21 protein-coding genes are annotated in these 19,817 nt (G+C 58.8%); 10 read left to right on the plus strand and 11 right to left on the minus strand.

Translation table 11 applies throughout. The features are described from left to right. The first annotated feature begins 112 nt into the window (after positions 1-112). The 5 genes from LGL98_RS12950 (at position 113) to LGL98_RS12970 (ending at position 3,623) form a co-directional block, all read left to right on the plus strand. A complete protein-coding gene (locus LGL98_RS12950; protein ID WP_136034175.1) occupies positions 113-1,300 on the plus strand; it encodes an MFS transporter in 1,188 nt (395 codons plus the stop codon). A 210-nt stretch (positions 1,301-1,510) separates the two neighbouring features. Continuing rightward, positions 1,511-1,801, plus strand: coding sequence for a hypothetical protein (locus LGL98_RS12955; protein WP_004205945.1), 291 nt, complete (start codon positions 1,511-1,513; stop codon positions 1,799-1,801). A 208-nt stretch (positions 1,802-2,009) separates the two neighbouring features. Then, positions 2,010-2,771 (plus strand): trans-aconitate 2-methyltransferase, encoded by a 762-nt coding sequence (gene tam / locus LGL98_RS12960; RefSeq protein ID WP_136034173.1) that lies wholly within the window; start codon positions 2,010-2,012, stop codon positions 2,769-2,771. A gap of 160 nt (positions 2,772-2,931) precedes the next feature. Continuing rightward, on the plus strand, positions 2,932-3,252 hold the full coding sequence (locus tag LGL98_RS12965) for a carboxymuconolactone decarboxylase family protein (protein ID WP_136034171.1): 321 nt from the start codon (positions 2,932-2,934) through the stop codon (positions 3,250-3,252). After that, positions 3,243-3,623 carry a tautomerase family protein gene (locus tag LGL98_RS12970; RefSeq protein ID WP_136034169.1) on the plus strand — a complete coding sequence of 127 codons (381 nt, stop codon included), beginning with the start codon at positions 3,243-3,245 and terminating at the stop codon, positions 3,621-3,623. The genes LGL98_RS12965 and LGL98_RS12970 overlap by 10 nt, the downstream gene beginning before the upstream one ends. Positions 3,624-3,834: 211 nt before the next feature. Here the strand turns inward: LGL98_RS12970 and LGL98_RS12975 are convergent, their stop codons facing one another. From LGL98_RS12975 to sad, 7 genes are all read right to left on the minus strand, one after another. Then, complete coding sequence (locus LGL98_RS12975; RefSeq protein ID WP_136034167.1) at positions 3,835-4,281, minus strand: GNAT family N-acetyltransferase; 447 nt, start codon at positions 4,279-4,281, stop codon at positions 3,835-3,837. A gap of 253 nt (positions 4,282-4,534) precedes the next feature. Continuing rightward, complete coding sequence (locus LGL98_RS12980; RefSeq protein WP_136034166.1) at positions 4,535-5,986, minus strand: tagaturonate reductase; 1,452 nt, start codon at positions 5,984-5,986, stop codon at positions 4,535-4,537. A gap of 113 nt (positions 5,987-6,099) precedes the next feature. Next, positions 6,100-6,630 carry a GNAT family N-acetyltransferase gene (locus LGL98_RS12985; RefSeq protein ID WP_136034164.1) on the minus strand — a complete coding sequence of 177 codons (531 nt, stop codon included), beginning with the start codon at positions 6,628-6,630 and terminating at the stop codon, positions 6,100-6,102. Positions 6,631-6,707: 77 nt separating this feature from the next. Beyond that, the gene (locus LGL98_RS12990; RefSeq protein WP_168435401.1) at positions 6,708-8,132 is read right to left on the minus strand and encodes a GGDEF domain-containing protein; all 1,425 of its coding nucleotides are present in this window, start codon (positions 8,130-8,132) and stop codon (positions 6,708-6,710) included. A gap of 114 nt (positions 8,133-8,246) precedes the next feature. Beyond that, positions 8,247-8,615, minus strand: a complete 369-nt coding sequence (locus LGL98_RS12995) for a DUF4186 domain-containing protein (protein ID WP_136034162.1) — start codon at positions 8,613-8,615, stop codon at positions 8,247-8,249. Continuing rightward, entirely contained in the window at positions 8,615-9,517 is a 903-nt protein-coding gene (gene glsB, locus LGL98_RS13000; RefSeq protein ID WP_227673413.1) for a glutaminase B, read from the minus strand. Before glsB ends, LGL98_RS12995 begins: the two co-directional genes overlap by 1 nt. 106 nt (positions 9,518-9,623) lie before the next feature. After that, positions 9,624-11,009, minus strand: coding sequence for a succinate-semialdehyde dehydrogenase (sad, locus tag LGL98_RS13005; protein ID WP_136034161.1), 1,386 nt, complete (start codon positions 11,007-11,009; stop codon positions 9,624-9,626). A gap of 106 nt (positions 11,010-11,115) precedes the next feature. Between sad and ptrR the strand changes: the two genes are divergently transcribed. Then, positions 11,116-11,994: a putrescine utilization regulator PtrR gene (ptrR, locus tag LGL98_RS13010; RefSeq protein ID WP_136034159.1), complete on the plus strand. Its 879-nt coding sequence runs from the start codon at positions 11,116-11,118 to the stop codon at positions 11,992-11,994. Here ptrR and LGL98_RS13015 read toward each other — a convergent pair. After that, positions 11,948-12,430, minus strand: a complete 483-nt coding sequence (locus LGL98_RS13015) for a GNAT family N-acetyltransferase (protein ID WP_136034157.1) — start codon at positions 12,428-12,430, stop codon at positions 11,948-11,950. The two genes, ptrR and LGL98_RS13015, sit on opposite strands and share 47 nt — an antisense overlap. A 145-nt stretch (positions 12,431-12,575) precedes the next feature. Here LGL98_RS13015 and LGL98_RS13020 point away from each other — a divergent pair, with 145 nt between their 5' ends. Then, on the plus strand, positions 12,576-13,520 hold the full coding sequence (locus tag LGL98_RS13020; RefSeq protein WP_136034155.1) for an L-lactate dehydrogenase: 945 nt from the start codon (positions 12,576-12,578) through the stop codon (positions 13,518-13,520). A gap of 14 nt (positions 13,521-13,534) precedes the next feature. Here the strand turns inward: LGL98_RS13020 and LGL98_RS13025 are convergent, their stop codons facing one another. Genes LGL98_RS13025 through dtnK form a run of 3 tightly spaced genes read right to left on the minus strand, consistent with a single transcriptional unit; the run spans position 13,535 to position 16,512 of the window. After that, entirely contained in the window at positions 13,535-14,296 is a 762-nt protein-coding gene (locus tag LGL98_RS13025; protein WP_136034153.1) for a DeoR/GlpR family DNA-binding transcription regulator, read from the minus strand. Between the two features lies 1 nt (position 14,297). Further along, positions 14,298-15,284: a D-threonate 4-phosphate dehydrogenase gene (locus tag LGL98_RS13030; protein WP_136034151.1), complete on the minus strand. Its 987-nt coding sequence runs from the start codon at positions 15,282-15,284 to the stop codon at positions 14,298-14,300. Then, the gene (gene dtnK / locus LGL98_RS13035) at positions 15,277-16,512 is read right to left on the minus strand and encodes a D-threonate kinase (RefSeq protein ID WP_136034149.1); all 1,236 of its coding nucleotides are present in this window, start codon (positions 16,510-16,512) and stop codon (positions 15,277-15,279) included. Before dtnK ends, LGL98_RS13030 begins: the two co-directional genes overlap by 8 nt. A 174-nt stretch (positions 16,513-16,686) precedes the next feature. On the opposite strand from dtnK, the gene LGL98_RS13040 reads away from it, so the two are divergent. From LGL98_RS13040 to LGL98_RS13050, 3 genes are all read left to right on the plus strand, one after another. Then, complete coding sequence (locus LGL98_RS13040; RefSeq protein ID WP_136034147.1) at positions 16,687-17,835, plus strand: iron-containing alcohol dehydrogenase; 1,149 nt, start codon at positions 16,687-16,689, stop codon at positions 17,833-17,835. A gap of 14 nt (positions 17,836-17,849) precedes the next feature. Then, entirely contained in the window at positions 17,850-18,734 is an 885-nt protein-coding gene (locus tag LGL98_RS13045) for a dihydrodipicolinate synthase family protein (RefSeq protein ID WP_136034145.1), read from the plus strand. An 85-nt stretch (positions 18,735-18,819) separates the two neighbouring features. Then, on the plus strand, positions 18,820-19,770 hold the full coding sequence (locus tag LGL98_RS13050) for a phosphoglycerate dehydrogenase (protein WP_136034143.1): 951 nt from the start codon (positions 18,820-18,822) through the stop codon (positions 19,768-19,770). Positions 19,771-19,817 lie beyond the last annotated feature (47 nt).

Genomic DNA, 19,817 nt, shown 5'->3' on the forward strand with positions numbered 1-19,817 from the left:
ACATTCGGACAGACATCGTTCCCGTCGGTTACCGATAAAACGCGGTCGCGACTCGCCAGCGTCCTCGCGGCGCGCTATGCTACACATCCCGTTGTATTAACCCCTTATCCCTATGAGCACTTCCGTCAGCACTACACAACTCAATTTGCGCATTATTTCGATCGTTGTTTTTACCTGTATCTGCTATCTCTCCATTGGTCTGCCGCTGGCCGTTCTGCCGGGTTATATTCACTATCAGCTGGGCTACAGCACCTTTGTGGCCGGAATTGTGATCAGTCTGCAGTACATCTCAACACTGATAAGCCGGCCCCACGCCGGGCGCTATACCGATATCTGGGGGCCGAAAAAAGTGGTCAGCCTCGGGATCGTCTGCTGTCTGCTCAGTGGCGCCTTCACGCTACTGGCCGTCGTCCTGCAGGCAACGCCGATGCTGGCCATTGCCGCACTGCTTGCGGGGCGGGTGTTTCTCGGCGTCGGCGAGAGCTTTACCGCCACCGGCGCCACCCTGTGGGGGATCAAAACCGTCGGCGCGATCCACACGTCACGGGTTATCTCCTGGAACGGCGTGGCGACCTATGTGGCGATGGCGGTCGGGGCGCCGCTGGGAGTTACCCTTAATCACTATTTTGGCATCAGCGGCTTTGCTACGGTGGTAGTGCTGGTTGCGGCCATCGGTCTGCTGTTCGCTCGTACCCGCCAGGACGTCAGGGTGACCGCCGGCGCCAGAGCGCCCTTTCACGCGGTGGTGCGAAAAATCTGGCCTTATGGTCTGGGTTTGGCCTTTGGCACCGTTGGTTTCGGCGTTATCGCCACCTTTATCACCCTCTACTTCGCCGCGCACAGCTGGCAGGGCGCCGCGTTTACCCTTTCGCTGTTCAGCGTCGGCTTTATCTGCGTTCGCCTGGTGCTGGGAAATACCATTACCCGCTTTGGCGGAGTCCCGGTCTCCCTGGCCTGCTTCATCATCGAAAGTCTCGGCCTGCTGCTTATCTGGCTGGCGCCGTCAGCCTGGATGGCCGGCGTCGGCGCTTTTCTCACCGGTTCGGGTTTCTCGCTGGTCTTTCCGGCCTTAGGGGTTGAGGCGGTAAAACAGGTTGAAGAGCAAAATCAGGGAACCGCCCTCGGCACCTACTCGGCGTTTCTTGATCTGGCGCTGGGGCTGACCGGGCCGCTGGCCGGCTGGGTCGCCGGGTTCTACGATCTCGCCACGCTGTATCTGCTGGCGGCGATCGTGGTGGCGTTCGCATTCCTGCTAATTTTCCGCATACATCGGCAACAGCGGATGATGTCACAAGCCTAGTTTGACCAGGCCCCGCTCCTGGTCAAAAAATGAATCGGTAATTGACGACGATTCGGCTTCCATGCCAACATTCCTTCAGCGTCTGGCAACAGATGCATGGACGGTACCGGTAGACAACAGAGTTCGCGCAACGATCCAGCCCGGTACCGTAGTCCAATCCGAATCACTGACCCACACGGTGAATTCCTGATTCTGGCGGGAAACACAGACATGCACCAAAGTTTTAATCAGCGCGTTCATTTCTATTACTGCGTCCTGGTCGCGCTGAAGATGCACGGAAAATCGAAAAAATCGGGCGGTATCAGAGGAAAGAATAACTTTCTGCTGAAATGGCTGCGCCGGGCGCAGGATAACAACATTTTTCATCCCGATATCACCAGTGAAATCGAATGGCTGCGAGGCAAAATTATTCAGGCTGGCTATGACACCGATCTCGAGCCGATGCTGGATTTTGTCTACGCCACCGCCAGCCGCGCCGAAGCGCTTAAGAACGCTGAATAGGCGTCTGCGCCCGCCACGGGCGCAGAAGCATTGCCTGCAACGTCTCAATCCCAGGATCCGCTAACAGCTCAGATGCAATCCAGCCACGCTCTATTTTGTGACACTGTCACGTACAAAAGTGACCGCTGAGGTTCATTAATCGCTGACATGCCGCCTGACGCGTTCTATGCTTTTCCCTGTCTCCCTCCTCATACAGGAACTGCACCCGATGGCCGACTGGAATCCTTCGTTGTATCTGCAATTTGATGCTGAACGTACCCGCCCCGCGGCCGATCTGCTCTCGCGTATCGCCCATCTGCAGGTCGAGCACGCCGTCGACCTCGGCTGCGGGCCGGGAAACAGTACCCGCCTGCTGCGCGCCGCCTGGCCGTTGGCGACGATTGTCGGTATCGATAACTCCCCGGCCATGTTAATCCAGGCGGCGCAGGCTTTACCCGACTGCGAGTTTATTAACGCCGATATTGCCCGCTGGCAGCCCGCGCAACCGGTAGACGTGATCTATGCCAACGCCTCGCTGCAGTGGCTTACGGATCATGAGACGCTCTTTCCCCATCTGGTGAACCAGCTGGCGGACAACGGGACGCTTGCCGTGCAAATGCCCGATAACTGGCAGGAACCCTCCCATACCCTGATGCGTCAGGTTGCCAGCGAAATGGGGTTGCCGGACCGCGGCCGCCAGCCCTTACTCCCGCCGGACGCCTGGTACGATATGCTGACCCGCCAGGGTTGTGAAGTTGATATCTGGCGCACCACCTATTTCCATCCTCTCGCTTCTCATCAGGCGATTGTCGACTGGCTGCAGGGTACCGGGTTACGCCCCTATCTGGCAGGCCTGGACGAGCAGGCCAGACGCGCCTTTCTGACACGTTATCTCGAATTGCTGGCCGCACACTATCCGTTACAGTGTAACGGAAAGGTGCTCCTGCGGTTCCCACGGCTGTTTATCGTGGCGCGAAAGATCGCCGCCTGACCGTTGCCCTGGGTGTGTAGAAAAACCTGGCGATGAACGGTGTAAAGGATCTGCTATACTATCCTGATTTTCAGGATTGATAATCCTGAATGTTGCGATATTCAATATGTTAGTCAGCGTGCGACAGTGATGACTCCTTCAACCTGCAAAGAGAATCATTATGAGTACTCCTCCTGTCGATCGCCGAACGCTGGCTGCTATCGCGCCAAAGCTAGCCGAGCTGACCGAAACGGTGTTGTTTGGTGATATCTGGGCACGCAGCGAGCTGTCGCCCCGCGAACGCAGCCTGATTACGCTATCCACCCTGACGGCGCTGGGCAAAACTGAACAGCTGCCGTGGCACATCGCGCTCGGCTATCAAAATGGCCTGAGCCGGGAAGAAATTGTCGAATTATTTACCCATCTGGCGTTCTATGCCGGTTGGCCGGCGGCAGCCAGCGCACTAACCTGCCTGAACGCACAGGAGGCGCCATGCCCCTGACCCGAATTTCACTTGGTACCGCCTGGCGTCCCGCGGAGTGTGCTCAGCTGTCGGCGCTCTTTCATGAGTGTCTGGTGGCGGAGTTTGACGTGCCGTCAGCAGATAAATTTCAGTTTATCGAACAGACCGCTGACGAACAGCGTATTTTTGACCCGCACTACCTCAGCGCCGGACGCAGCGCCCGCTTCGTGCTGTTTCATATATTTGCCGGAAAACCGCGCAGCCGGGCGCAGAAACAGAGTCTTTATCGTCGGCTTTGTGCGCGATTAAGCAATGAGATGGCGGTCAGCCCGCAGGACGTGATGGTGGTTGTCCAGTTTAACCAACTGGAGGACTGGAGTTTTAGTGCAGGGAAAATGGCGGATGAATAAGACAGGCGGCGCCGCAAAAGGCGCCGCGTTTCAGCACTATATCATTTGCTACCAGGCGAGATGATGCACCAGCGAGAGATCCCAGGCCGTAGCCAATAGCGAAAGAAACATAATCAGATTGACCACTGTTTCCAGACGTTTTTCCATCGTTGCTTCTCCTGAGCCTGTTTCCCCTGTTATAGCGGGAAAAGCTTAACAACCTCTTACCGCTTCAGGACGTAAGCGTGATCCTGTAGCGTACGTAATCGTCAGCCGGGGTAAACTCATCATACAGATGACGGGCGGGATTATCACGACGCGTATGCCAGTACAGGCGCGACCAGCCTTTGTCCGTCCCTTCGCTTTGTAGTGCCTTAATCATGGTTCTGGCGATGCCTTGTCCCCGGAAAACGGGATCGACGAACAAATCTTCAAGATAACAGATCGGTGCGGTGACCCAGGTTCCCTCGTGAAGAACGCAGATAGCAAACCCTACTACCGCATCATCTACCACCGCGACCCTTCCCAATACAGGCGAGTTAACATCCAGCATCCGCTGCCAGGTGTATTCGGTCACCTCTTCCGGCTGCGGGCTGCCGTAGAAACGGGTATAGCCTTCCCAAAGCTGAAGCCACCCGGCTTTGTCGTGCGGCCGTATTTCCCGGATATCGATGACCATGCGAGTTTCCTTACAGATGAATGAATTAGCCTGCGAACATTGGCAGGAAATATGTGTTCAGGCCATTATTTTCCTGCGCTGATATTTGTTCAAGCGACTTAACGGCAATTCTCCCCTTAGGAAGCGCGATATGGCACTAAAAAGCCCTTTGTAGAGGAGTTACCGACCGGCGGTAACGGGTTAATATAAAAGTATGTTGTAACTAAAGAAGATCCTGCAAAACCCGGCCGCAGCCGGGTGTATAGATGGACTATCAGCACAGAGGTTTGACGGCGTCGCGCATACCGTGGGTCAGGATAGCGTCAAGATCGGCGGTGACGTGTTCCACCAGACCTGGGATCTGGCTCAGATCCTGCTGCCAGTGATCCGCCACGCTGAGCACGGTGGTGACCAGCTCGCGGGTACTCATCTGGCCATCGCGATGGCGGGTCCACAGCGTTTGATAGCGCGTCATCCAGTCGGCATCATCTTGTACCGGATAGCTTTCACCCTGCCGCTCTCCCCGATAAAAGGCGATCAGCGCCGCCAGGGCAAACGTCAGGCGCGGCGGCAGTGTGCCATGCGCTTTCTGCCCTGCCAGCAGTTGCGGCAGAATACGGGTGCGGTACTTGGTCATGCCGTTGAGGGCGATAGAGAGCAACTGATGTTTAATATAGGGATTACGGAAGCGCCCGGTCACGGCACTGGCGAAGGATGCCAGCTCATCGCGCGGCAGATCCAGCACCGGAATAATCTCCTCATAAATCGCCTTTTCGACAAACGCGCAAATCTCCGCATCGTTCATCGCCTCACCGACAGTGTCGATCCCGGCCTGGAAGGCCACCGGCACCAGGGCGGTGTGCGCCCCGTTAAGGATCGCCACTTTGCGTTCCTTATACGGCTTGATATCGTCCACGATGCGCACATTGAGCGCCAGTTTATCGAGACGCAGCTCGCTGGCCAGCGAAGCAGGCCCCTGGATTACAAACAGATAGAAATGCTCGGCGGTATCAAGGAAGGCATCTTTATAGCCGGTCTGTGCCTCGATAGCCGCCACTTCATCGCGCGGGTACCCGGTTACTATGCGATCCACAAGCGTCGAACAGAAGGTGTTCGCTGAGGTCAGCCAGGCGATAAATGCCTGTGGCAGTTCCCATTCGGTGGCATAGCGCAGAACCAGCGCCTGCAGCGCCTCGCCGTTATAATCGATCAGCTCGCAGGGAATAATCACCCATCCCTTGTCGGCCGCACCGGCGAAATGCTGGTAACGCTCAAACAGCAGGCGGGTCAGTTTCGCCGGATAACTGACCGGCGGCGCGTCGTCAAAACGATCCCCGGCATGGTAGCTGATGCCCGCCTCGGTGGTGTTGGAGAAGACAAACCGCATCTCCGGGTTATGCGCCAGGCGTAGAAAAGCGTCGAAGTCTGCGTAAGCGCTGATCTCCCGGTTGACCGAGCGGATCAGACGCGCATCGCTGACCGCTTCGCCCTTCTCGTTCAGACCGCGAATAATGGTGGTGTAAAGGCCGTCCTGGGTGTTCAGCGACGGCGGAAAATCTGTGGCGATAGGCCGCACGACCACGATGCCCGCATTAAGGTCGGTATGCTCGTTGAGCAGATCAATCTGCCAGTCAACGAATGCGCGCAGGAAGTTACCTTCTCCAAACTGAATGATACGGTCAGGGTACTGCGCGCCGGGGAAATCACGACGGTTTAAAGTTTTCACAATGGGTTCCCTCTAATAGTAGTCATACAACCTGAGTAATTGGTCCAATAAGTTATCAGGTTTTGCTACCAGTGAAACCCTGTTTTGATCAAAGCAATCTGCAAAAGTGGCCGTCAGGGAAGAAACTTATAAAATAGTGAGGTGGCGGTCATCTCGCCGTCAGGCATCAAAGCATAGCGCGGAATTTCCCCTGCTTTTTCCCAGCCGCAGCGGACGTAGAACTGTTCTGCCCCGCTGCCGGTCGCCGTGTCCAGCACCAGCACCGTCTTCCCTTCGTGCCGGGCAATACGCTCCAGCTCGCTCATCAACGCCTGGGCAATTCCCTGTCGGCGGACATTTTGGTGAACCAATAATTTGGCGACATCCGCTCGATGGGGCTGGTTTTCCGGTTGGCTGGTGATAAGTTGCACAGTGCCGACGGGACATTCATCAGCGTCAAGGGCGGCCAGCACGATGCGCTCCCCGGCTGCCACGCTGTCGGCCGTGCGTTGCCAGAACGTTATCGCCGTTTGCGGCGCGAAAGGCAGCATAAAGCTCACCGAGGCACCGCCGTTGACGCAGCTTGCCAGGATCTCGCTTAGTGCCGGGAGGTGATGGAGAATATCGTCACGCGAGAGCGTGCGCAGTGAAAAGGATGTGGTCATAAAAGCTCCCTGTTATCGACCACATCACTATGTTTTTAACCAATAATTAACACAAGCAGAATGCGTATAGGATTTTCTTATGGCGCGCTTTCCGTCAGTGCTGGCATACAGATACGGTTGCGACCGGTCTGTTTGGCTTTCACCATCTCGTCGTCCGCCGCCAGCAGCAACTGATTAAACAGCTCGGTGATGCGGGTATGCCCCACCTCGCGCGTCTCCAGTCCCATACTGATGGTCAAGTGGATCGGATTCTGGCCCAGACCGAAAGGCTGCGTTTCCACTCCTTGACGGATCTTCTCCGCCAGTAAATAGCCCTGCTGGGTGCTGTCGACGACGGTGGCGACCGCAAACTCTTCGCCGCCAATACGGGCCACCATCCCCTGCTCACCCACCAGCTGCCGAACCTGCTGGGCAAACTGGGTCAGCACGCAGTCGCCGCCCTCGTGGCCCAGAGCGTCATTCACCCGCTTAAAGCCATCGATATCCAGGACCATCACCGTCAGCAGCTTATCGGCTGGCAACGCGTGACGCTTCAGCGCTTCGCTCAGCCCGGAACGGGAATAGACGCGGGTCTGGAAATCAAAATCGGCGCGCAGAGCCAGCTGTTTGACCAGCATGTTAATCGCCTCGACGCTGGAAGCGACAATCACCGGGCTAATCAGCATGGCCGCAATTCCCAGCCGAGTGGAAAACAGCTGCCACGGCTGCATTCGCGCATCTGGCGAAAAATGAATTAACGAGTTAGCGACCAGCAGTATTTCGCCGATGCCGGTGAGAAAAGTCAGCAGGCAGGTCAGTGGCAGCGGATAGCGAACGGCGCACCAGATCAGCGCCGGTAACGGGAAGGTAATGCTGCCCGCGCCGCCCACCGCCACGCCAAGCGCAATTGACAGGACCAGCGCCAGCACCGGCAACAGCTGGCGAAAGCGAAAACCGCTTAATGCCGAAGGCAAGGTCAGCGTCAGAATAAACGGCAGGATCAGCACCGCTGTCGAGAACTGTTCGCTGAACCAGTCCGCCAGCTGGGGAATAAACATTGCGCGCTCGACATCTACCGACCCCAGTGCGCCAACAGCCGCACACAACAAAGCGGCCAGCAGGCAGAAACAGAATAAATTAAGCGCATTTATCGGTCCGGGCATGGAATCGGCGCGGCGTTTATCCCACAGCACCAGCTGCGCCAGCGTCACAATAAAAACAATATTGGAGAAGTTAATCAGCAATGAGGCAAAGCCCATCCCCCAGCGCGAGGTTAATCCGTCATAAACCAGCATTGCCGCAAAACAGACGGCATAAAAATAACTGCGGTTAAGCCATACATAGCGCGCAAAAATCCCGGCCATCACAGCATTGAGCGGCCAGAAGAAAGAGAGCTCCTGCACCAGACGCAGCATGGCGCCCAGAAAATGCAGCAGTAGCGTTAACGTAAATAAGACCAGTGCGTCGCGCACGGGTTGTTCTTCACGAAACAGCGTAAATGACCGAATCGACAGTGAAGACATTCAGTAATTATCCGTCTAATTGTTTCAGGCAATTATTATGTTAATAGTAAGTTAGCGGATTATCATAACATGAGATTATTTATCAGGCATACTCTGGCGCCGATCAAATGCAGATTACCGCACAGACGGGCCGTTCATTTGCAGTACCAGCCAGTGGTGGATCACCTGCACAATATAGTGTTGTTCTTCTTCGCTTAGCGCACGGCCCTGGGGAATGGCGTGCCATTTTTCCAGACAGCCGCGACAGCAGGTGGCGGTCGCATGCTGGGCGATAAACACCGGATGGCCGCGCATCGGCGTTTGCTTGCCATCATTGGCCGGCATTGCAGGCGCCAGCCGCTGGCGGATAAAATCGCCCGCATGCCGATCAATCACTTCTGGCCCCTTATCGAGACAGTATTGCCGCTCTTTTGTGCCCAGCCGAAAACGTGAACGAAACGTCGAGCGCGCGAGGCGGGCAAACAAGCGATCCTGATCGTTCATCAGAACACTGACCTCCCCATGCGCTGGGTTAGTTTCTCCAGCAGCGCCACGCCGGCCAGCGAGTTCCCGGCGTCGTCAAGTTCCGGACTCCACACCGCGATCGCCATCTCCTGCGGCACAATCGCCACAATCCCGCCGCCAACGCCTGATTTCGCCGGCAGGCCAACGCGCCAGGCGAATTCCCCGGCGTTCTGGTACATGCCGCTGGTCATCATCAGGGCATTCACCTGGCGGGACTGAATGGGCGCAATAACCGGCGCGTCGAGATGCGGGGCAATGCCGCGGTCGGCAAGGAACAGAAAAGTGCGTGCCAGCTCAACGCAGCTCATCTCCAGCGAACAGTAGTGGAAATAATTCTGCAGCACGGTGGCGACGTCATTATGGAAATTGCCGAAGGATTTCATCAGCCAGGCAATGGCGGCGTTGCGTGCCGAATGCTCAAACTCAGAGCGAGCCACCACCGGATCGTAGGCGATATCAGCCACACCGCTCAGACGGCGGACAATCTCCAGCATCCGCTGGCGCGGCGCGCTGAGCCGGCTCTGCAGCATGTCGCAAACCACCAGCGCCCCGGCGTTAATAAACGGGTTGCGCGGTTTGCCCTGCTCGATCTCCAGCTGCAAAAGGGAGTTAAAGGGCTGCCCGGAAGGATCTTTTCCCACCCGCTGCCAGATCTCCTCTTCCTGATAGTGGTTCATGGCCACCACCAGGCTCAATACCTTGGAGATAGACTGGATGGAAAAACGCTCATGGGCATCGCCAGCGGCAAAGTGCTGACCGTCCACCGTACTGATCGCGATACCAAGCTTGTCGCCGCTGACGCTGGCCAGCGCCGGAATATAATCCGCCACTTTTCCGCGGCCAATCAGCGGCCTGATTTCTGCCAGAATGGCTTCCAGCATTGCATTATTGATCACCGTCGCCACACGCGGCTCCTTGCCCACCATCTAAATTCGGTGGGCGAGTATAGCAGACGAGAACGACGGTCGTCAGGGGGCGAACGATGTATTAGTGACGGTCTTTCCAGACGGTCTGCGCATTACAGAACTCGTGCAAACCAAAATGCGACAGTTCGCGACCAAACCCGCTCTTCTTCACGCCGCCGAAGGCCACGCGGGCGTCACTGGCGCAGTAGCCGTTGAGGAAGACGCCGCCGCACTCCAGCTCGCGGGCAAAGCGCTGGGCTTGCGTTTCGTCGGTGGTATAGACCGTAGCGGACAGGCCAAACTCGCTGTCGTTGGCGAGCGCCAGCGCGTGGTCAGCGTCGCGAGCGGTGGTCAGGGTCGCTACCGGGCCAAACAGCTCCTGGCGAAAGCCGGTCATTCCGGCGGTGACGTTGCCCAGCACCGTTGGCGCATAGTAGTTGCCTGCCCCTTCGATTTTTTCCGCGCCCAGCAGCAGCGTCGCCCCTTCATCAAGGGTCGCCGTTACCTGCTGGTGCAGTTCGTCGCGTAGATCGAACCGCGCCATCGGTCCGACGTAGTTTTGCTCATCGCGCGGGTCGCCCATCTTCAGCGCCGCGACAGCGTCGACAAATTTGCGGGTGAAGGCGTCGGCAATGCCGGCTTCGAGAATAAAGCGTTTCGACGCCGCACATACCTGGCCGCTGTTTTGATAGCGGCCGGTGACGGCAGCTTTCACCGCCTCATCCAGGTCGGCATCGTTGAGCACGATAAAGGGATCGGAGCCACCCAGCTCAAGTACGCATTTCTTCAGCGCTGCGCCCGCCTGGGCGCCAATCGCTTTCCCGGCGCGGACGCTGCCGGTGACGGTCACCGCCGCAATGCGGTCATCGTTAATGATCTGCGAGACGCCGTCATTGGTGGCGTTCACCCAGCCGAACACCCCCTCCGGCAGACCGGCGGCGGCAAAAATCTCGCCCAGCAGTTGGGCGCTGCCCATCACGTTCGGGGCGTGCTTCAGCAAGTAGCTGTTGCCGGCCAGCAGGATCGGTACCGCGCCGCGCAGCACCTGCCAGACCGGGAAGTTCCACGGCATGACCGCCAGAATGGCGCCCAGCGGACGATACTCAATCACCGCCTGATTATTTTCCACCAGGGTGGCTTCCGTCGCCAGCATCGCCGGGCCGTGTTCAGCGTACCAGTCGCAGAGGTTGGCCGATTTCGCCACCTCGCCGCGCGCCTGAGCGATCGGTTTGCCCATCTCAAGAGTGATCATCTGGGCCACCTCTTCACCGCGGGCGCGCAGCGCGGCACCAATGCGGCGCAGGGCGTCGGCGCGGTCGACGAGCGGCGTTTGACGCCACTGGCGATAGCCTGCGGCGGCGAGCGCTATCGCCGCATCGACCTCACTTTCGCTGGCCCAGGGCAGCGAGGAGACCACCTCACCGGTAGTCGGATTGACGGAGACGGCGTGCGTTGCAGATAAATTCATCGTGATTCTCTCTCTCGTTGCTTGCGAAGTAACCATATTCTGGCTTACCTTTCCATTCATTGAAAATGAATAATATTAAGCAACGCATTCACAAAAGAAGAATACCATGGACCTGACTCAGCTAGAGATGTTTAACGCTGTCGCCAGCACCGGCAGCATTACCCAGGCGGCGCAGAAAGTGCATCGCGTGCCGTCCAACCTCACCACCCGCATCCGCCAGCTGGAGGCCGACCTCGGCGTTGAGCTGTTTATCCGCGAGAACCAGCGCCTGCGCCTGTCGCCTGCGGGACACAGCTTTTTGCGTTACAGTCAGCAGATCCTCGCCCTGGTGGACGAGGCGCGAATGGTGGTGGCGGGCGACGAACCCCAGGGGCTGTTTTCTCTTGGTTCGCTGGAGAGCACCGCGGCGGTACGGATCCCCAGCACTCTGGCCCACTTTAACCAGCGCTACCCGAAAATTCATCTGGCGCTCTCCACTGGCCCTTCCGGGACGATGATCGACGGCGTACTGGAAGGCGCCCTGAGCGCCGCGTTTGTTGACGGCCCTCTGGTGCATCCGGGCCTGGAGGGGCTGCCGGTGTTCCCTGAAGAGATGATGATCGTCGCACCCTACGGCCACGCACCCATCGCCCGCGCCAGCGAAGTGAACGGGGCCAACGTCTACGCCTTTCGCGCCAACTGTTCCTATCGCCGGCATTTTGAGAGCTGGTTTCATGCCGACAGAGCGACCCCGGGCAGGATCCACGAGATGGAGTCTTACCACGGGATGCTGGCCTGCGTCATCGCCGGCGCTGGCCTGGCGTTGATCCCGCGCAGCATGCTGGAGAGCATGCCCGGCCATCAGCAGGTTTCCGCCTGGCCGCTGGCCGAAGAGTGGCGCTGGCTCACCACCTGGCTGGTGTGGCGCCGGGGCGCCAAAACCCGCCAGCTGGAGGCGTTTATAGCGCTGCTGAACGAAGATCGGCAAATAGCGGTTTCTCCATAAACACGCTGAGCGGATCGGGCTGATACGGCGCAAACGCGCAGCGGGTCTGGTAGCCGTTGCGCGTATAGAGGGCGATCGCCGCATGCTGATGGATACCAGTCTCCAGGCGCAGCGTATGGCAGTCGCGCTGACGCGCTTTCGCTTCCAGCGCCGCCAGCAGCTTTTCTCCCAGCTGCTGGCCACGGTGCTGCGGATCGATATAGACCCGCTTCATCTCGCCAAAACCTTCCTCACTAAGGACGATAGCCCCGCAGCCAACCGCCTCGCCCTGCGGGCTGCGGATCGCCAGGGCGATCACCGTCTGCGGCGGCAGCTGGCTAAGGTCCAGCAGGTGGTTGCTCTCTGCCGGATAGAGTGTCTCCTGCCAGGCGTCGAGGGCGGCAATCAGGGCGGTAAATTCCGCGTCGTTGGCGGCGATGTCGGTGATGGTGTACATAGGCGGGCTCCTTTTTTTACACCACTGTAGCGCGGCCGGCGGCTTTTCCCGGCATAGCATTAACTTATATTGCCGCCCGCCTCTTGCGCTAACTTGCTGAAACACAGTAATTTTATTGTCTGTCGTTCGTTTTTGAGACCTCAATATGCACACCAAAGCCCGTAAAGTAATGATTATTGGCGCCGGCAACGTCGGCGCGTCGGCGGCCTACGCCCTGCTCAACCAGAGCATTTGCGAGGAGCTGATCCTCGTCGACCTTAACAAACAGCGCGCTGAGGCCCACGCTCAGGACCTGAGCGATGCCGCGGCCTACCTGCCAGGGATGATGACCATCTACACCCGCGAGGCCAGCGACTGCGCCGATGTCGATATCGCGGTGATCACTGTCTCCGGCGGCGCGCTGCGCCCAGGCCAGAGCCGGCTGGATGAACTAACCGCCACCGCGAAGATTGTGAAGAGCATTGTGCCGACGATGATGGCCAACGGGTTTAACGGCATCTTTCTGGTGGCCACCAACCCGTGCGACATCATCACCTGGCAGGTATGGCAGCTGTCCGGCCTGCCGCGCAGCCAGGTGCTGGGCACCGGCGTGTGGCTGGATACCACTCGCCTGCGTCGCCTGCTGGCGCAGGAACTGGAGATTGGCGCCCAGAGCATCGACGCCTTTATCCTCGGCGAGCATGGCGATACCCAGTTTCCGGTGTGGTCGCACTCCTCGGTGTACGGCTCGCCGATCGCCGACCTCTACCAGCAGCGCACCGGGCTGCCGCTCGATCGCGAGGCGATGGCTGACAAAGTGCGCAAGCTGGGATTTGAGATCTACGCCGGAAAAGGCTGCACCGAATATGGCGTCGCAGGCACCATCGCCGAGATCTGCCGCAATATCTTCACCGGCAGTCACCGCGCGCTGGCGGTCTCCTGTATTCTTGACGGCGAGTACGGGGTCAGCGGCGCAGCGGCTGGGGTGCCGGCGGTGTTGGCCCAGGGCGGCGTGGAGCAGATTATTGAACTGCAGCTGGCCGGCGAGGAGCAGGCGAAGTTCAGCCAGTCGATAGAGGTGATCAAAGCCAATATCGCCCGTCTGCCCTGACGGCAGCCTGCGAGTCAGTCGGCAATGATCAGCTGCGGGGACAGGGTCTCCAGCGCCTCGCGAGTCTTTTCCGGAAGATGGGCGTCGGTGACGATATCGGTCAACGACGCCAGCGGAGCGATATTGAACAGTGACCAGGCACCGTATTTCGAGCTGTCCGCCAGCAGGATGCGCCGCCGGGCATTGGCCATCAGATCGCGCTTCAGGGCAGCCTTCTCCTCCGTCGGGGCGGTGATCCCCTTCTCAAGGTCCCAGCCGTTGCAGCTGACGAAGGCGAGATCGGGCCAGATAGTCTGTAGCAGGCGGCGGCCGTGATCGCCGATGCACGACTGGCTGCTGTCGTCGATGCGCCCGCCGATAATCGTCACTTCAATCTGCTTAAATTCCGACAAAAACAGCGCGATATGTAAATCGCTGGTGATCACCCGCAGCGGCAGATGGGTGATCTGCCGCGCCAGCTCAATCATGGTGGTGCCAGCATCAAGCACGATAGCGTCGCCGGCTTTCACCAGCGCTGCCGCCGCACTGGCGATCGCCTGCTTCTCCAGCGGGCTGCGCTGGGCTTTCTCCAGCGTCGTCGGCTGGGAAGGAATAAACCGGTTTAGCGTCACCCCGCCGTGCGTGCGGCTGATTACCCCTTCCTGATCGAGTTTGATCAGGTCGCGGCGAATGGTGGCCGGTGAGGCGTTGGTCGCCGCCACCAGTTGGTCGACTGTCACCAGATTATGGCTTTTCAGGAAGTCCATAATCTGCTCTAACCGGTTATATCCCTTCATGTTATTCCTGCGCGATGTGCATGGCGAGCTCAATGGAGGTTGCCATGCTCTCAGACTTCGCTTTACCTGTCCAGGCAATATCAAACGCGGTGCCGTGATCCGCTGAGGTGCGGATGAACGGCAGTCCGGCGGTGATATTCACTCCATCATAGAACCCGAGCAACTTCAGCGGGATATGCCCCTGATCGTGGTACATCGCCACCACCATGTCGTACATCCCTTCATGACACTGCATAAACACGGTGTCCGGCGGGCAGGGTCCGGTGACCGCTATCCCCTGCGCCTGCATGGCGGCGACCGCCGGGGCGACGATGCGGATCTCTTCATCGCCAAACAGGCCGTTCTCCCCGGCGTGCGGGTTGACGCCGGCGACCGCAATACGCGGACGCGGATAGCCGACGCGGCGCAAAAACCGATCCGCCACGCCAATCACCGTCTCAATCCGCGGCTGGTTGAGGGTATCGAGGAACTGGCGCAAGGAAATATGGGTAGTGATATGGATAACTTTAAGTTTCTCGGTATACAGCACCATGGCGTAATCGGTAGTCTGCGTCAGGTGGGCCAGCAGTTCGGTATGGCCGGGATAAGCGTGCCCGGCGAGATGCAGCGCCTCTTTATTCAGCGGTGCGGTAGCGATGGCCGCGACCGCGCCCTCCAGTGCGAGGGCGGTCGCCCGTCTGATGCAACGAAATGCCAGATCGCCCGCCTGAGCCTGGACTTCGCCAGGACGCAGCCCCAGCGGATCGCTGAGCGGTTCATCGATAACGTTAATCGTCGCCGGGGTAAATACTGCTTCGGCGGGATGGTCGATGATGCGCAGCTCTACCCGCGGCGTGATATTCAGCGCCAGGATCCGCCGCAGCGTCTGCGCGCAGCCCACCACCACCACCGGCGCGCCGCTCAGCGCCCCCTCGGCGAGGGATTTAATAATAATCTCCGGACCAATACCTGCCGGGTCGCCCATTGTGACTGCAATCATTTTAGACACTCAGTTTCTCCTCAATAAAATTCACAACATGTAACAGCGTGGTGTCGGTGCCGAATCCTCCGGCTTTGGTCATCACCGGCCGCGACCAGCGGCAACCGAGAAAATGCCCGTAAGGAACGCAGGCCGCCACCCGGCCACGGATCTGGAAACCGCTGGCACCCAGCGCGTGCGCGACGGCGATGGCTACATCGCCACCGGAAAGATACAGCGCGCCCGGAGGGCACTGCGCCACCGCCTGCGCCGTGACGTCGGCAAGCCAGGCGCAGATGTGCTCGCCGTATGCGGCACGGCTAAGGCCCTGTTCACGGCACCGGGCTTCTATCCCCTGCCGGGCAGCGCTGTCCGGGCGGGTAGTCACCACGCAGTGCTGCCCCTCACGCAGCACCCCGGCGATCCGCCGGGCCTCATCCTCAGGCGAGCCGCTAAAGACCCGCGCCACGTCAATCTCAATCTGCCTCACCCGGGGGTGGGCCTGCAGCGCAGCGACCTGGCGCTGCGCCATCTCGCTCATCGAACCAACCACCGCCAGCAGCGGCCCCTGCTCGCTGCGGCGAAGGCGGCGGGCCAGCGCCTCGCAAAGTCCCGCCGAGCCGACCAGCAGCGTCTCCCGCGCATGGGGCGCGACCGCGTCGATCACCTGATCCAGGTGGCCGTCTTCCCAGGCGTCGACAATCAATACTCGCTTCTCCTCGCCCGCCATCGCTAATGCCGCCGGGAGTTGGGTAGCGTTCAAGGTCAGACAGGGAAGACGGCTCTGCATGGCGATAATTTCGCTAATCTCCGCCCGGCTCACCGGCGTTTTCGGGTCGCTGGCAAATTCGGTCTGATCGAGGGCCACCCCGTACACATAGCAGCGTCCGTCACGGGTATGCCGCCCGGCCGCCGGATACGCCGGGGCCACCACCGCCACCCGGCAGTTCTGCACCGCCATCATGGCCTCCAGCTCGGCACCGGGGTTCCCGCGCAGCGTGGAGTCGATCTTCTTTACCTGCCAGTGTGGGACGAATGTCGCTGCGTCGCGCAGCAGAGCGGTGACCTTATCCGCCGCCTCGGCGGCGGTCATCGCCCGGCTGTCGCTGTTGAGAATTAATGCCCGCACGGATGACGTCTGCCCGGCGGTGAATGCCACTTCCACCGCCATTCCCGCCTCTGCGAGGCTGACCCCGGCGTCATTGGCCCCGGTAAAGTCATCCGCCAACACCAGCACGTTGTTATTGCCGTCGTTCATTGTCCTGCCTTGTGGTCGATGAAATCATGAATTGATTATATTCAATCATATTTGATTAAATGTGAGCAAGCTCAAGTTATTAACCCGCCGTATAAATTATAACTTTTCCCCACCAGACGAGTTCCATAACTCACGAATGATTGAAAATAATCAATTGCTACCAAGGAGAAACGCGTGGCGACGATACACAGCACGATTATTAGCGGGGCGGGTGCCTCATCGGCTCTGCTCCCGTTATTGGCCGGTAAAACCTCTATCCTGCTGGTGACCGACAAGAACGTCGGGGCGCTGGAAGCAACCCAGGCGATCCATCGCCTGCTGGCGGCTGAGGGACGTGAAGTTGAGGTCATTGACACGGTACCGGCCGAGCCCAGCCATCACGATGTGGCGCAGATCGTCAGCCAGCTGGGCGCCAGCCAGCCACAGTTGGTTGTTGGCATCGGCGGGGGGAGCGTGCTGGATGTAGCAAAATTGCTGTCCGTACTTCTGCACCCTGAGGCGCCCGCTCTGACGGCCCTGCTGGCAGGCGAGCAGCCGCAACGGCGGATCGGCTCATTGTTGATCCCGGCCACCGCCGGGACCGGCTCCGAAGCGACGCCGAACGCCATTCTGGCAATCCCCGAGCAGCAGACCAAAGTGGGGGTCATCTCCCCGGTGCTCCTGCCGGACTATGTCGCCCTGCTACCGGAGCTGACCACCAGCATGCCGGCCAGCATCGCGGCGTCGACCGGCATCGATGCCCTGTGCCATCTGCTGGAGTGCTTTACCTCCACCGTCGCCAACCCGGTAAGCGATAACGCCGCGTTAATCGGTTTGCACAAGCTGGTGCGCCATATCGAACGCTCGGTGAATCAGCCGCAGGATCTGACGGCGAAGCTGGAGATGCTCTGGGCCTCGTGGTACGGCGGCGCGGCGATTAACCATGCGGGCACCCACCTGGTGCATGCGCTCTCCTATCCGCTCGGCGGCACCTGGTACCTGCCGCACGGAGTGGCCAACGCCATTCTTCTGGCGCCCTGTATGCGGGTGATCCGCCCCCACGCGGTGGCGAAATTTGCTCAGGTCTGGGATCTGATCCCCGACGCGGATCGCACGCTCAGCGAGGAAGAGAAATCCCATGCGCTGGTCGCGTGGCTGGCGGCGCTGGTAAAACGACTGCCCCTGCCGGACAACCTGGCCGCGCTCGGCGTGCCGCAGGAGAGCATTCCCGCCCTCAGCGCGGCGGCGCAAAACGTTAAACGCCTGATGAACAATGCCCCCTGCAGCGTCAGCCGCGAAGAGATCGCGGCCATCTACCAGACGCTGTTTCCAGAACATGCCTAACAGGAGAAAGTAAAATGAGGAAAGCTATCAGCGGCGTACTGACCGCCATCGTCACCCCCTTTACCGCCGAGGGCGCGCTTAACCTGCCAGCGCTACGCCAGCAGGTGCAGCGCCAGATCGCCGCGGGCAACGGTATTTTCTGCGGCGGCACCAACGGCGAGTTTTTTGTCCTCAATGAGGAAGAGAAGATCGCCGTCGCCAGAACCTGTGTGGAAGAAGCGGCCGGTCGCGTCCCGGTGGTGGCCCATATCGGGGAGGTTTCCACCCGCGAGACTCTCCGGCTGGGCCAGCAGATCGCCCGCCTCGGGGTTGACGCGGTATCGGCCATTACCCCGTGGTTCGTGCCCTTGAAGCAGGAAGAGCTGATTAACCACTATACGGCGATCGCCGACGCGCTGAGCGTCCCGCTTTTTCTTTACAACATTCCCGCCCGCACCGGGAACACCATTGCCCCGGAGACCGCGCGTCAGCTGGCCAGGCACGAGAATATTGTCGGCATTAAGGATAGCGCCGGCAGCTACGACAGCCTGAAAGGTTTTCTCGACGCGGTGCGCGATATCGACGGTTTCGACGTTCTGAACGGACCGGACTCGCTAATCCATCAGGGATTTGTCGACGGCTGTTCGGCGTGCATCTCGGGGCTTGCCAACGTCGCGCCCGCGGAAATTAACGCCATCTGGTCGCGCTTTCACGCCGGGGATATCGTCGGATCGCGCCAGGCCCAGGAGCAGGTAACGGGCCTGCGCACCGATCTGTATAAAGTGGCGTTCTCGCCTGCGGCGGTGAAGAAAGCTCTGCAGCTAATGGGTCATGAGGTGGGCGACAGCCGCTACGCGGTGCAGTTCAGTGACCAACAGCTGCAGCAGATTAAAAATATCATTAACACCTACCTTCACTAATTTACGTATCCGCCCCGGCCTTCACTGGCTGGGGCAAGACCTTGTATTTGCGACGCTACGCGTCGCCAGTAAACAGGAAACGGTTATGAAAGTAATTTGCACCTCGCCCTCATTCGCCAAATACAACGATGCGCCCATTTCAGCGCTGAAAGAGGCCGATCTGGAACTGGTCATGTTGCCTGCCGATGCCTCGACAGAAATGCTGGCTCAGCATCTGCCTGATGCCATAGCGATGATTGTCGCCTTTACCGACATCAATGAATCTCTGCTGGAAAAAGCTCCCAGGCTTAAAATTGTCTGCAAACATGGCGTTGGTGTGGATAACATCGATCTTAACGCTACGCGTCAGCGCAAAATTTTTGTCACTAACGTTCCTGATGCCAACAAGCATGCGGTGGCCGATTTTGCTTTTGGCTTAATTCTCAATACTGCCCGCCAGATTTCTCAGGCCATCAGTGAAACGAAAGCAGGCAACTGGCCTCGTATTTTTGCCACTGATGTGTATGGCAAAACGCTGGGGATCGTCGGTTTAGGCCATATTGGTAAGGAAGTGGCGCGACGTGCGCGCGGATTCAATATGCGAGTGCTCGCCACCGACGCCTGGCCAGACAGAGAATTTGCACAAGAACACCAGATTGAATATGTCTCACTGGATACTCTGACGGCGCAAAGTGATTTTATTAGCCTGCATACCCCTTTAACCCCGGAAACTGAAAATATGTTTAATGCCGCCCGGCTGCAACAGATGAAATCAGGGGCATTCCTGATTAATGTTTCCAGAGGCGGCATTGTTGATGAACACGCTTTGTATGAAGCACTGAAATCAGGACACCTCGCCGGAGCCGCAGCTGACGTTTTTCTCGAGGAGCCTTGCGCTACGCACCCTTTATTTACGCTTGCGAATTTTGCGCCAACATCTCATATTGCTGGATATACGGATGGCGCAATTAGCAATATTAGCGCGCGCTGCGTCAACAATATTATTAGCTGCGTCTGTCGCGGTGAACGACCTGAAAACATTATGAATTCGCTGTAAATAACGAGGTGGGAAGCATGCCATTCCCACCAATATAACGAACATCT

This window comes from Klebsiella africana (assembly GCF_020526085.1).
Classification (GTDB): domain Bacteria; phylum Pseudomonadota; class Gammaproteobacteria; order Enterobacterales; family Enterobacteriaceae; genus Klebsiella; species Klebsiella africana.

Coding starts and splice junctions, on each gene's coding strand:
- LGL98_RS12950 (WP_136034175.1), top strand. CDS start 113: ATGAGCACTTCCGTCAGCACTACACAACTCAATTTGCGCATTATTTCG.
- LGL98_RS12955 (WP_004205945.1), top strand. CDS start 1,511: ATGCACCAAAGTTTTAATCAGCGCGTTCATTTCTATTACTGCGTCCTG.
- tam (WP_136034173.1), top strand. CDS start 2,010: ATGGCCGACTGGAATCCTTCGTTGTATCTGCAATTTGATGCTGAACGT.
- LGL98_RS12965 (WP_136034171.1), top strand. CDS start 2,932: ATGAGTACTCCTCCTGTCGATCGCCGAACGCTGGCTGCTATCGCGCCA.
- LGL98_RS12970 (WP_136034169.1), top strand. CDS start 3,243: ATGCCCCTGACCCGAATTTCACTTGGTACCGCCTGGCGTCCCGCGGAG.
- LGL98_RS12975 (WP_136034167.1), bottom strand. CDS start 4,281: ATGGTCATCGATATCCGGGAAATACGGCCGCACGACAAAGCCGGGTGG.
- LGL98_RS12985 (WP_136034164.1), bottom strand. CDS start 6,630: ATGACCACATCCTTTTCACTGCGCACGCTCTCGCGTGACGATATTCTC.
- LGL98_RS12990 (WP_168435401.1), bottom strand. CDS start 8,132: ATGTCTTCACTGTCGATTCGGTCATTTACGCTGTTTCGTGAAGAACAA.
- LGL98_RS12995 (WP_136034162.1), bottom strand. CDS start 8,615: ATGAACGATCAGGATCGCTTGTTTGCCCGCCTCGCGCGCTCGACGTTT.
- glsB (WP_227673413.1), bottom strand. CDS start 9,517: ATGCTGGAAGCCATTCTGGCAGAAATCAGGCCGCTGATTGGCCGCGGA.
- sad (WP_136034161.1), bottom strand. CDS start 11,009: ATGAATTTATCTGCAACGCACGCCGTCTCCGTCAATCCGACTACCGGT.
- ptrR (WP_136034159.1), top strand. CDS start 11,116: ATGGACCTGACTCAGCTAGAGATGTTTAACGCTGTCGCCAGCACCGGC.
- LGL98_RS13015 (WP_136034157.1), bottom strand. CDS start 12,430: ATGTACACCATCACCGACATCGCCGCCAACGACGCGGAATTTACCGCC.
- LGL98_RS13020 (WP_136034155.1), top strand. CDS start 12,576: ATGCACACCAAAGCCCGTAAAGTAATGATTATTGGCGCCGGCAACGTC.
- LGL98_RS13025 (WP_136034153.1), bottom strand. CDS start 14,296: ATGAAGGGATATAACCGGTTAGAGCAGATTATGGACTTCCTGAAAAGC.
- dtnK (WP_136034149.1), bottom strand. CDS start 16,512: ATGAACGACGGCAATAACAACGTGCTGGTGTTGGCGGATGACTTTACC.
- LGL98_RS13045 (WP_136034145.1), top strand. CDS start 17,850: ATGAGGAAAGCTATCAGCGGCGTACTGACCGCCATCGTCACCCCCTTT.
- LGL98_RS13050 (WP_136034143.1), top strand. CDS start 18,820: ATGAAAGTAATTTGCACCTCGCCCTCATTCGCCAAATACAACGATGCG.